Here is a 12,474-nt window from a genome sequence, read left to right as displayed (position 1 = left end):
TTGCGTCATGATCACGCCAGATGCCGTCGAGCGAGCCCTGCACGAGCTCTTCATCGCCGCAGCAGGCACGAAGCTCCGGCGCGAGGACCAGAAGAAGTCCATCGAGGTGGCCGCGTTGCTCGGCGAGATCGAGCGTCACCACAAAGATGCCCTCGTCGTGGACGCGGCCGCGGGCAAGGCGTACGTGGGGCTCGTCGGCGCCGCGCTGCTCGGGTTCTCCCGGGTCCACGTGATCGAGCGCGAGGCCTCGCGCATCGCAGCATGCGAGGCCGCGGCCGCGCGGCTCGGAAGGAAGATCGAGCTCCGGCTCGCGGCAGGCGACGTCGGCGACGCGTCGCTCTGGCCCGAGGCGCCGGACGTCGTGGTCGCGCTGCACGCTTGTGGCCCGGCGACGGACACGATCCTCGACGCGGCGAGCCACGCGGGGGCCAGGTGGATGTACGTGGTGCCGTGTTGTTACGCGGCGAGCGTGCCGTTCGCGGCGGCAGCCGAGGCGAAGGCCGAAGCCGTCGGGATCCCGCGGCAAGCCGAGGTGCGGCGGCGGTTCGTGATGTCGCTGGTCGACGCGGAACGCGCGCTGCGGCTCGAAGCGGCGGGGTACGAGGTGACGATCACGGCCTTCGTCCCCCCCACCGTGACCCCGCACAACTTGCTCTTTCGCGCGCGGCGCGTGCGCGAGCCTGGGCGCATGCGCGAGGCCGCGGCGCGGCTCGAGCGGCTGAGGGCGTAGCGCCGGGGTTTCACCCCGGACCCCGACCAGGGGTTGTCCACCCCTGGACCCGGACCAGGCACGGCCTGGACCGAAGGTGCGAAAACCGCGCTCCGCGCGGTTTACGCAACAGGCCCGATGCAAGACCGCAGACGACCTTGCCCAGCGCTGCCGCCTCGGCTGAGGGACGTGCAGCGTCGCCGTCTCCACGGGCAACTCCGGCGTGGTCTTGCCACGGGCCCGTTGGATGAACTGCGCATCGCGCAGTTCATCCACCTTCGGTCCAGGCCGTGCCTGGTCCGGGGTGGAGGGGGCGGACAGCCCCCTCCCGGGGTGTGGGGCAGCGCCCCGCTCCGTTCTCCAGCCTTGACGCACGCCCTCCGCGGCGTATGCCGTCGCCCCGCCGCCGATGTACCGCCTCCTGTTCCGCCTGCTCCTCCGCCGCCTGTCCGCCGAGACCGCCCACCACCTCGGCTTCGGCTTGTTGCGCTTCCTGATGGCGATCCCGGGCGTGCGCGCCCTGGCGAAGCGGCTCCTCGGCCCGCGGGATCCGCGCCTCTCGGTGCGGGCCTTCGGCCTCGATTTCCCGGGGCCGCTCGGGCTCGCCGCGGGGTTCGACAAGGACGCGCGGGGCTTCGAGGCGCTCGGCGCGCTCGGGTTCGCGTTCGTGGAGATCGGGACGGTGACGGGCGAGGCCCAGAGCGGAAACCCCAGGCCGCGGCTGTTTCGGCTGGAGCAGGATCGGGCGCTCGTCAACCGCATGGGCTTCAACAACGAAGGCTCGCGCCGCGCGGCCGAGCGGCTGGAGAAGCGCAAGCCGGGCGGCGTGGTCGTGGGCGTGAACATCGGCAAGACCAAGGTCGTGCCCGAATCCGAGGCCGCCGCCGATTACGTGGCGAGCGCCGAGCGCCTCGCCGCGCACGCCGATTACCTCGTCGTCAACGTGAGCTCGCCGAATACGCCGGGCCTGCGGGACCTGCAATCCACGGAGAAGCTCCGCCCCATCCTCGTGGAGGTGCGCGCCGCGCTCGATCGCGCCTGCCCTGCCCGCCGCGTGCCGCTGCTCGTGAAGATCGCGCCCGACCTCGCCGACGAGGACATCGACGCGATCGGTGATCTCGCGCGGGAGCTCGGGCTCGACGGCATCATCGCCACGAACACCACGATCCGCCGCGACGGACTCGTGACGGATCCGGCGCGGGTCTCGGAGATCGGCGCGGGTGGCCTCTCGGGCAAGCCCGTCAAGGCACGGGCGCTCGTGGTGCTGCGCAGGCTCCGCGCCCGCGTGGGGGATTCGCTCGTGCTCGTGGCCGCAGGCGGCGTGGAGGACGCGGACGACGCGTGGGAGCGTATCGCCGCGGGAGCGACGCTGGTGCAGGCGTACACGGCGTTCGTGTATGAAGGGCCCACGTTCGCGCGGCGGATCCACGAGGGAATCGTCGCGCGGATGCAGGCCGAGGGGCTCGGCTCGATCGCGGAGCTCGTCGGCCGGGACGCGCGCTGATCAGGCCGGGAACGGATCGATCGTGCGCAGCCGCTCGGCCATCTCGCGGGGCCCCTCGTGGAGCGGTGACGTCGTGCGCAGGAGCGCGGTCATCCCGAAATCGACGCCCTTCATCGCCCATTCCGGCCCGAGCCCCGCGGCGAGGACATGGCGGCTCGGGGCGCGGATCACGGGCCGCACGACCGTATCGGCCCAGGCCCAGCGCGGCAGCTCGTACCGATAACGGAACGAGCCATCCGGCTCCTCGAACGCGAGCAGGAGCCGCTTCACGCCCTCCGCGGTGGATCCGAGCTTCGCGAGCACGGCGCCCGGCACCTCGGGCACGCCCGGGCCGTGGTGGAAGACGCGGATCGGGCCGACGGAATACGCCGCCACGTCCCCGGCCTGCGCGCGCCGTTCGGCCTCGCAGATCGCGGAGAACGACGTCCCCCAGAGATCCTCGCGCGACTCGAGGGTGCGCACGAGCTCGCCGAGCGCGCCGAGCGCGATCGGATAGGCGCTCGCCTCCGGCTTCAGCGTGACCATCCGCCGGATCGCGATGTTCAGCCAGATGCCGCGGACATCGGCCGGCCACTCGTCGAAATCCCCCGCCTCGGCCGCCGCGACGATGAGCCCCGCGTGCGCCATGGCGAGCTCCGGTTCGAGCAGCGACCAGACGGCGAGCACGCCATCCGCGTCGAAATGGTTGTTCACGACGATGGACGGCGCATCCGCGGGCGAGGCCTCGTGGACGAACCGGAGCGCAATCTCGACGGAGGTGTCGGCCTTGAAGGCCGACGGCGTCCGGTTCTTCGCCCAGTGGCTCAGATCGATGGCGGCGCCTGCCACGAGCCCGTCGCAGGAGATGGCGCATTCGGGCGCGCGCTCGCCCATGGGAACGAACTGGAAATCACGTGCAGCCATGTTCGAAAGCCTAGCACGTGCGTCCCGTCCGCGCCGGATTGACGGCCGCGTCCGCTGGCTCGACAACCTGCTCGACGAATCCGCGCGCTTGCGCGGGGAGAGCGAGGACCGATGAAAAAGGATTGGACCCGTGCTTTGTTCGTGGCCGCGGCGAGCGCCGCTGCGCTGCTCTTCGGTGCCCCGGCCCTCGCCGAGGCGCCCGAGCCCGAGGAGGACGCCGAGGCGCTGCTCGCGCTGGAGGACGCGGAGGACAGCGACGAAATCGCGGAGACCGGGCAGCCTCTGAACGCATTCAACCGCCGGTTGAGGAACGTCGGGACGGGCCTCTGCCTGTCCACGAGCGGCTCCGAGCCCATCGCCCGATACACGAATTGCAGCGTCGCGCCCACCCACCGGTGGGACATCATCCAGCTCGCAAATGGTCTGCACATCATCCGTTCGCGCAACCCCCAGCAGCTCGGCAGATGTCTCACCGTCGCCGGCGAGACGATCCGGCCCGGGTCGATCGCATTCATGGGCCCCTGCGGCGCGCCGGGCGCCCGTCGCTGGAGGATGGCCACCGCGGCCCCGCGTCGGATGTACATCGCGAATCATAGCCCCTTGCTCTGCTTGCATGGAGGCGCCGCAGGGACGCCCGCCCGGGTGCAGCTCGTCGGCGCCGGCGTGAACCAGCTCTGGCAGGACCTGCCCTGAGGCTGAGCATGGGTCTCATCGTGCAGGCGCTTCGCTGGGGCTTTGCCCCAGGCCCCACCGGGGCTATCCGCCCCTGGACCCGGACCAGCGCAGGCGCTGGACCTTTTGTCGATGAACTGCGCTCCGCGCAGTTCATCGAACAGCCGCAGTCAAGACCAACAACGACCCTGCCAGCCGAGACAGCCGCGCTGCTGGTTCTGCTGGCAACCCGGCCTCTTCGTCGGCCCGTTTGAAAAACTGCGCGGAGCGCAGTTTTTCAACCCCCGGTCCAGGGCTTGCCCTGGCGCGGGTCGAGGGGCGCGTAGCCCCCGCGGGGTCCGGGGCGGCGCCCCGGCTCCCACGCCTCCAGGATGAGACCAATGCTCAGGCCCTGAGGTCGTCCCTCCCGAGATCGGCGCGCCCCGCGGAGGATCTGGAGGCCGGAGGCGCGGGCGAGACCTGCCTTTACAGCTCCGCTCCTCCGTGCCACCTTCGCCGCCGGAGGATCTTTGCATGCCTGCATCCTTTACCCCGGTCCGCCTTGGTCGCAGCGACCTCGAAGTCGTGCCCCTCGGAATCGCGGCGAGTTACGGCGCCAGTGGTCGCGACGTGGAGTACGCCTTCGAGCGTGGGATCGATTTCTACTACTGGGGCTCGACCCGCGCGCCTGATTTCGGCGAGGGCCTGAAGCGCATCGGAAAGCGTAGCCGCGAGCGGATGAAGCTCGTCGTCCAGAGCTACTCGCGCTCGCCGACCGGGATCGGCAAATCCCTCGAAAAGGCGCTCCGCAAGCTGGAGACGGACTACGCGGACGTCCTCTTGCTCGGCTGGTGGAACCTGCCGCCGAAGGACGCGATCCTCGACGCCGCCGCTGATCTCGTGCGCCGCGGCCGCGCGCGCAAGGTGATGGTCTCCTGCCACAACCGCCCCGCCTTCAAGCACCTCGCCCGTGATTCCCGCATCGACCTTTTGATGCTCCGCTACAACGCGGCCCACCCCGGCGCGGACAGGGACGTGTTCCCGCATTTGACCGATCCGCGACCTGGAGTCGTCACCTACACCTCGACCTCGTGGGGCCAGCTCCTCAATCGCAAGCTCGTCCCCGCAGGCGAGCGCCTGCCGCGCGCCGCGGACTGTTACCGATTCGCGCTCACGAGCCCGAACATCGGCGCCTGCTGGGCGGGGCCGAAGGACAAGGCGCAGATCGACGAGGCGCTGAAGGCGCTGGAAGAGGGGCCGATGAGCGAGGAGGAGCTCGCGTGGATGCGGCGTATCGGCGCCGTGGTGCGCGACAAGGCGAAGCTCCAGGCCGGCGGGATGGGCATCGCGGACCGGCTGATCAACCTCTACTCGGGCTTCGGGTTCCGCACCACGACGGAGCTCGGTGACGGCTGATCACGTTGCCAGTCGACCATTCGCCCCATGAGCCAGATGAACGGCTCGACCTGGCCGCTCAGCACGCATGTGCCCTTGCAAATGTCGTGAAGAAGTCCCTGCACATCGGACGAGCACAAGCTCGAGACCGCCTGGTTGTCCACGGGGAGCAATGTGCAGAGCGGCAACGCCGTTGTCCCGGGATCACGCAGCGTGACGTCTCGCGCATGGATCACGATCGTGATCGGCGTGTTTTGATCGGGAAGCCCGACGGACACGGCGAGATCCGGCGTCGGGCCAGGGGCCCTGGCCAGCGTCTCCTTCACGTAGGCAGAAAAGGCTTTGGCCCATGCCTCCACGTCGGCTCGCCTCGACCCATCTCCGGCTCGCTGGCCAGCCGCACGAGCGACGTGACGACTTCCACCCGATAGGCCCGCCTCGACTTCGCGCTCCGCATCGATGAGGGCCTCGAGCGTCCTGTCGACGTCCTCTCGTGTGTGCGAAGCCGAGCAGATGAACCTCAGGCGACCACGTCCGCTCTCCACGATGGGGTACGTGACAGCCGCCGTGTGAACACCACGCGCGTACAGGCCGTGGACGATCGCATAGAGCTTGTCTTTATCGGCAAAATGCGGAGTGACGATGGGGCCGTCTCCCGTCCCGAGATCATACCCAGCCTCGGAGAACCGCCTCCGCATGTAGGTGGTCGTCCCCCACAGGCGCTCTCGCAGCGTGTCGTCCGCGCGGAGGCGGCGCAAGGCGGCGAGCGCCGCCGCGATATCGGCAGGGCTGGCGGACGCCTGGAAGATATAGGATCTCGCGGACGACTTCAGCAGGGCGATGTGCTCCTCCCGGGCGGCGACGACACCCCCGAGGCTCCCGAGCGACTTGCTGAGGGTCGTCATGATGAAGTCCACCTCGTCGGTGACACCTCGATCCGCGCAAAGGCCGGCGCCTCGTGGGCCATAAAAACCGAAGGAATGGGCTTCGTCCACGAGGACGAGCGCATCGTATTTTTTCGCCACGCGCACGATGTCCGATACCGGCGCTGTCCCCTCGCCCATGCTGTACACGCTCTCGAGGACGACGAGGACCGTTCGGTAGGGCGACGCGACGGCCGCGAGGACCGACTCCAGGTCGGATGGATTGTTGTGCTGGAACGTCCTCATCGTCGCGCCGCAGAGCCGAGCGCCGTCGACGATGGAGGCGTGGCAGAGCTGATCCATCACGATGACATCGTTTTCGCCGAGCAGGCTCGCGACGACGCCGACATTCGCGGTGAACCCCGTGGGAAACAGGCATGCGGCAGGTTTGCCCACCAGCTCGGCAAAGGCTCGTTCGAACTCCAGATGGAGATCGGTCAGGCCGGATGCCGCTGCGGATGTCCCCATTCCGGCGCCAAAGCGCTCCAGGGCAGCCCTGGCCTCCTGGATGACCTCCGGATCACGGTTCAGGCCGAGGTACAGGTTGGTGGTCCAGATGATGGCCTCGCGCTCTTCCCCGGTGTCTGCATGGGCGACGATACCTCTGTGCGCGCTCCCCGTACGTAGCAGCTTGCTGTAGGGGTCGCGGCCGGCACGGCCGACCAGGCGCTTGAGCTCCCGGACGAGCGTGGCCTTGTCGGTCGCGGACCAGGAGGGCGCCTTCGCGGCCAGGAAGGGCGGGTGGCTGGACTGAAGCTGCGCCTGAAATCGACCGAGTGTATCGGCGGCTCCAGCTCGTGCCTTCTTCGTCGACGTTTGCTCCGTGGCGCTCCCCATCGAATCGAGGACGTCATTGGCCAGGCCCGCGGGCGTCGAGCGCTCGATGACCGCGGACGCCGGCATCTTTTGACCTGTGATCGCGGCGAGCCGATTGCTGAGCTCCACCGCGATCAACGAGTCGAGGCCCAGCTCGTCGAGGGGGCGGTCCGGCGGTACTTGCTCGGGCGCACGAAGACGGAGGAGAGAGGCGATTTCGCCCCGGATGATCGATAACAGGGCCGCATGCCTCTCGTCCCTCGAAAGACCCGCCAGACGGCGCGCCAGGCCGCCGGCGTCGCTCGTGACGTCGGCGCCGGCGCAACGGACCTCCGGTTTCGGGAGCTCTTTGCGGTCGAGCTTGCCGCTCGGCAACCGGGGCAGCTCGTCGAGGTGCATCACGACCTGAGGCAACATGTACCTGGGCAGCCGCTCGGCCAGGTACGCTCGCGCCGCCTCACGCGTCACCGCCTCGTCCCGCGTCACGACATACACCACGAGTATCTTCTGGTCGCCTCCCCCGTCCACGACCGCCGCCGCTGCGCCGCTCACGCCTTCCATCGACTCCAGCGTCGACTCGATCTCTTCGAGCTCCACCCGGAAGCCTCGGATCTTCACCTGCTGGTCGACCCGGCCCAGGAACTCGATCTCGCCGTCTTCCCTCCACCGGCATAGATCTCCTGTCCTGTACAGCCGCTCCTCCGGGATGGGCCCGGCCGGATTCACCTCGATGAACCGCTCCTTCGTGAGCTCCTCGTCGTGCAGGTACCCACGCGCGAGCTGGTCTCCCCCCAGATACAGCTCTCCCGGGACCCCGGCGGGAACCCGCTGCATGGAATCGTTCAGGATGTAGGACCGAGCGCTCGCGATCGAATGGCCAATCGTGATCGTCTCCACGCCTGCGGAGACCTCGGTCGCCGTCGCATAGACCGTCCCCTCGGTCGGCCCATAGACGTTCACCACCCGCGGCCGCGGCGCGAGCGCGTGGAGCTTCTCCACCAGCGACCGTTTCAGCACTTCGCCTCCAAAGACGAGGCACCGGATTCCCTCGGGCAGCCGTCCGGTCGCGAGCAAAACCTGCATCGCCGACGGCACCATGATACACGTCCTCACCCGGTTCGCCGACGGCAACTCCAGGAGCTTCAGCACGTTCTCCGAAAGCACCACCGTCCCGCCGAGCGACAACGTGCCCAGGATCTCCATGACCGAGGGATCGAAGCAGATGGAGGTCGCCGCGAGCACACCCGAGAGCTCCTCGTCATCCAGCAATTCGCGCATGGACCGGCTCATCGCGACGACGCTTCGATGCTCGACGGCGACCCCCTTCGGTCGCCCTGTCGAGCCCGAGGTGTAGATGACATACGCGAGGTCCCGCGCCGAAGGCCCAGCCACGCCGTCCGCCGTCCGCTCCCCGATTTCCTCGAGCCGTACGAGCTCGGGCACCCCCTCGCAGAGCGCTGCCATCTCCGCGTGGTCCACGATGGCGCCCCTTGCACGGGCGTGCTCCAGCATGTAGCGCACACGCTCCCGCGGATACGCCGGATCCAGCGGCACGTACGTACACCCCGCTCGTAATACCCCGACAAGCGTCGCCACGAGCTCCCACGTGCGGCGCATGCACACGCCGACCAGCGACCCCGGCTCCACGCCCCGCGCCACGAGCTCGCCTGCAATCGCGTTCGCCCGATTCGTCAGGCGTTCGTAATCGATCTCCGTCACACCATCAATGATTGCCGTCCGCTCCGGATGCGCCCTCGCCTGCTTCGTGATCATCCCCCAGACCGTCACCGCCCGGTCATTGGGCTGATCGCGTGGTAGCTCTTCCTGGTGCTTCGAGGTGATGTTCATCGTTGACGTCAGGATCTACCTGATTCCGCGGCATCGAGAAAGCCGCCCGCACCATCGATCGACCCTGCCCGCGGCATCGAGGAGGCCGCCCGCACCATCGATCGACCCTGCCCGCGGCATCGAGGAAGGCGCCCGCACCATCGATCGACCCTGCCCGCGGCATCGAGGAAGGCGCCCGCACCATCGATCGACCCTGCCCGCGGCATCGAGGAGGCCGCCCGCACCATCGATCGACCCTGCCCGCGGCATCGAGGAGGCCGCCCGCACCATCGATCGACCCTGCCCGCACCATCGATCGACCCTGCCCGCACCATCGATCGACCCTGCCCGCACCATCGATCGACCCTGTCCGCGGCATCGAGGAAGCCGCCCGCACCGTCGATCGACCCTGTCCGCGGCATGCTTGACTCCGCCCGCGACTGGTCGTTTACTGCGACGGAGAACCGTTTGCAGGCAAACAAGCTGTGGCGGGATCCTTGTCGAGGGAGCGGATCGTGTCGTCAGATCTGGCAGTCGGGGCCATTTTCGCCGGGCGTTATCGCGTCGAGCGTCGTATCGCGTCGGGGGGCATGGGGGCCGTGTACGAGGTCGTCCACCTCGAGACGAACCGCCGCCGCGCGCTCAAGGTGATGCACGCGAACTTCGTGCAGAGCGACGACCTGCGCGGCCGCTTCCGGCAAGAGGCGCGTGTCGCCGCGGAGATCGAGAGCGAGTACATCGTCGACGTCTTCGACGCGGGCATCGACGACACGAGCGGGATGCCCTTCCTGGTCATGGAGCTGCTCCGCGGCGAGGAGCTCGGCAAGCGCCTGCGCCGCGTGGGCCCCTTGCCGCCGGAGGAGGTGCTCTCGCACCTGCACCAGACCTCGCTCGCGCTCGACAAGACGCACCGCGCGCAGATCGTCCACCGCGATCTCAAGCCCGACAACCTCTTCCTCTGCGAGCGCGAGGACGGCCCCCCACGCGTCAAGGTCCTCGATTTCGGCATCGCGAAGATCGTGGCCGCAGGCGCGACGGGGGCGGGCGCGACGCAATCACTCGGGACGCCGCTCTACATGGCGCCCGAGCAATTCTTGATGGATTCGTCGGTCTCCCCCGCGACGGACATCTTTGCGCTGGGGATGATCACATTCACGCTGCTCGTGGGCAAACCTTACTGGTTCGAGGAGTCGCGCGGGGGCCCGAACGTCTTCGCGTTCGCGGCGCATGCGGCGCTCGGGCCGCGGGAGCCGGCGACGGCGCGGGCGGCGCGGCTCGGCGCGACGTTGCCGCCCACGTTCGACGGGTGGTTCGCCCGCGCGACGGCGAAGGCGCCTGGGGAGCGGTTTCCTTCGGCCTCGAGCGCGGTGAAGGCGCTGGCCGAGGCGCTCGGATTGCCGCAGCCGGGTATGCTCGGATCGGGGATCCTGCCGCCGGGATCGATTCCGCGGCCGACGTTCGCGTCGCAGCCGGCGGAGGTGGTGATAGGGACGCTCGACACGCAGGCGACGGTGCCGATGGCGCCGCGGCGCGCGCCGATGGGGAGCGGGGCGGAGTTTGGTATGCAGACGCCGGTGGGGCAGGCCGGGACGCCGATGGGCCCGGTGCTGACGCCGCTCGGGAGCGGGATGACCGCGGTCCCGGCGGGGCGAAAGTCGCCGGTGGGGCTCATCGCGGCGGGCGCGGGGCTCGCGTGTTTGCTGGTGGCGGTGGTGCTCTTCGTGGTGCTCTCGGGCGGCGAGGAGGCGGCGGCGCCGGCGGCGGCGGTGACGGCGGCGCCGACGGAGGAGCCGGTTGCGAGCGCGGCGCCGGTGGTGGAGCCGGAGGCGACGGTGGAGGCGGCGGCGGCGGCGGTGGTGGAGGCGGCGCCGACGGCGTCGGCGAGCGCGGCGCCGGTGGTGAGCGCGACGGCGACGGCGACGGCGGCGGCGGTGAAAGAGGCTCCGAAGTCGACGAGCGTGAAGCCCACGGTGAAGGCGCCGAGGCCGAAGACGACGTGGAGCAGGGATTGAGGTGCGCGGATGCGAGCGTGGAAGTCACTCCTTGTCGTGGTGTTGACGAGCGCGGCGAGTTGCGTGCAGGTGCTCGGCGGGGACAATCCGTATAACGAAGAAGAGCCGGGGGGCGCCGGGGGGATGGCCAGCGCGGTGGGATCGGGCGGCACGGGCGGCGCCGGGGGGTATGCGGGAGGTTCGTCTTCGAGCTCGACCGGAGGGGGCGGCGGCGCGGGTGGGGGCGGCGTGTCGTGCACCCCGGGCGAGACGAGGCCGTGTTATGCGGGGCCCGCGGGCACGGAGGGCGTCGGCAACTGCAAAGCCGGCGTGGAGACTTGCGGGGACGACGGCATGGCGTGGGGCATCTGCGCGAACGAGGTCATGCCGGAGCCCGTTGAGGATTGCGCGATCGTCGGGGACGAGGATTGTGACGGCATCGATGGGTGTACGGGCGCGCCGCTCGAGGCGTTCACGCCGGCCGGCGAGACCATGGGCTCGATGGACGAGGCGATCTACGACGTGGCGATCACGCCCGACGGCGGGTACGTGGTCGCGGGCGTGGTCAAGACCGCGCTCGGAGGGGATTTCTTCGGGCTGACCGGCGGCGCCGCGTACGTCGCGAAGATCGGCGCCGACGGCGCGCTCGTATGGGAGAAGGACTTTCCGAGCACCGTCGCCATCGCCCGCGGCGTCGCCGTCAGCAACACGGGAGATGTCGTCCTCCTTGGCGAGTTCACCGGAACGGTCAATTTCGGCGGGAATGATCTCGTGACGCCCGATCAGTCCGGCGACATCTTCCTGGTAAAGCTCGACGCCGCAGGTGCGCACGTCTGGAGTGAGCGGTACGGCGCGACCGGTACGCAATCAGGGCAAGACGTGGCGGTAGACGACGCTGGGAACGTGTACATCACGGGAGGGGTCTACGCCGATCCCGTGAGCCTCGGCGGCGCGACCGTGGATCCCTTCTACGACGACGTGTTCGTGGCGAGCTACGGCCCGACGGGCAACCACCGCTGGAGCCACATCTTCGTCAACAATGGCGAGCAGCGCGGGCGGCGCATCGTGGTCACGCCCGATGGCAGCCGGGTGGCGATCATCGGCGCGACGGACGACGACACCAACCTCGGAGGCGGCGAGATGCCCGACGGAATGGGCGAGGATGTCGTGGTCGGCGTGTACAACGGCGCAGACGGCACTCACGCGTGGAGCAAGCTCTTCGGCGGGAACGGCGACCAGCGTTATGGGAGCGTCGCCTTCGCGCCGAATGGCAATGTCCTCGTCACGGGCCGCTTCTCGGAGGCGATCGATTTCGGCGGCGGCGCGATGATGGCCCCCATGGGTACGACGAGCATGTACGTCGCCGAGCTCGCCGCAGCGGACGGCGGCCACTTGCGCAGCAGGCGCTTCGGGATCACCGGAACGACGCGCGGCACCGCGATCGCCGCGGACGACGCCGGGAACGTGGTGGTGGTTGGTCATTTCGACGGGACGGTCGATTTCGGCGGCGCCGTGGTCACGGCCAGCGGATGGGACGTCTTCGTCGCGAAGTTCTCGCCAGAGAACTGGACCCATCTCTGGACCAGGCAGCTTGGCGGACAGGGCAACCAGTTCGGCTGGAACATGGCGATCGACGCGAAGGGAAATGCCGTCGTGGGAGGCGGGTTCTACGACCAGCTCGTCGTCGGCGCTCCCCTCCCAATCGTCACGAGCACCGGCGGCGCCGATCTCTTTGCCGTCCGGCTCTCCCCGTGA

General features: G+C 69.3%; 8 protein-coding genes. 6 read left to right on the top strand and 2 right to left on the bottom strand.

The annotated features are described in order from the left end of the window. The first annotated feature begins 7 nt into the window (after positions 1 to 7). Both GF068_RS30310 and GF068_RS30305 read left to right on the top strand, forming a co-directional pair. Positions 8 to 730: a methyltransferase gene (locus GF068_RS30310; RefSeq protein WP_153822979.1), complete on the top strand. Its 723-nt coding sequence runs from the start codon at positions 8 to 10 to the stop codon at positions 728 to 730. Positions 731 to 1,118: 388 nt separating this feature from the next. Next, positions 1,119 to 2,213 (top strand): quinone-dependent dihydroorotate dehydrogenase, encoded by a 1,095-nt coding sequence (locus tag GF068_RS30305; protein WP_153822978.1) that lies wholly within the window; start codon positions 1,119 to 1,121, stop codon positions 2,211 to 2,213. Here GF068_RS30305 and GF068_RS30300 read toward each other — a convergent pair whose 3' ends face one another. Next, the gene (locus GF068_RS30300) at positions 2,214 to 3,116 is read right to left on the bottom strand and encodes a DUF6687 family protein (RefSeq protein WP_153822977.1); all 903 of its coding nucleotides are present in this window, start codon (positions 3,114 to 3,116) and stop codon (positions 2,214 to 2,216) included. 111 nt (positions 3,117 to 3,227) lie between these two features. Between GF068_RS30300 and GF068_RS30295 the strand changes: the two genes are divergently transcribed. Beyond that, the gene (locus GF068_RS30295) at positions 3,228 to 3,809 is read left to right on the top strand and encodes an RICIN domain-containing protein (protein ID WP_153822976.1); all 582 of its coding nucleotides are present in this window, start codon (positions 3,228 to 3,230) and stop codon (positions 3,807 to 3,809) included. Between the two features lie 492 nt (positions 3,810 to 4,301). Continuing rightward, positions 4,302 to 5,183, top strand: coding sequence for an aldo/keto reductase (locus GF068_RS30290; protein WP_153822975.1), 882 nt, complete (start codon positions 4,302 to 4,304; stop codon positions 5,181 to 5,183). Here the strand turns inward: GF068_RS30290 and GF068_RS30285 are convergent. Continuing rightward, positions 5,135 to 8,749, bottom strand: a complete 3,615-nt coding sequence (locus GF068_RS30285) for an amino acid adenylation domain-containing protein (RefSeq protein WP_153822974.1) — start codon at positions 8,747 to 8,749, stop codon at positions 5,135 to 5,137. The two genes, GF068_RS30290 and GF068_RS30285, sit on opposite strands and share 49 nt — an antisense overlap. Before the next feature lie 494 nt (positions 8,750 to 9,243). On the opposite strand from GF068_RS30285, the gene GF068_RS45530 reads away from it, so the two are divergent. Together GF068_RS45530 and GF068_RS30275 are read left to right on the top strand one after the other, a co-directional pair. Further along, positions 9,244 to 10,740: a serine/threonine protein kinase gene (locus GF068_RS45530; RefSeq protein WP_338046641.1), complete on the top strand. Its 1,497-nt coding sequence runs from the start codon at positions 9,244 to 9,246 to the stop codon at positions 10,738 to 10,740. Positions 10,741 to 10,749: 9 nt separating this feature from the next. Further along, positions 10,750 to 12,474 (top strand): SBBP repeat-containing protein, encoded by a 1,725-nt coding sequence (locus GF068_RS30275; RefSeq protein WP_153822973.1) that lies wholly within the window; start codon positions 10,750 to 10,752, stop codon positions 12,472 to 12,474.

The organism is Polyangium spumosum (assembly GCF_009649845.1).
In the GTDB taxonomy this organism is placed as follows: domain Bacteria; phylum Myxococcota_A; class Polyangia; order Polyangiales; family Polyangiaceae; genus Polyangium; species Polyangium spumosum.
This window is presented reverse-complemented; position numbering and strand designations above follow the sequence as displayed.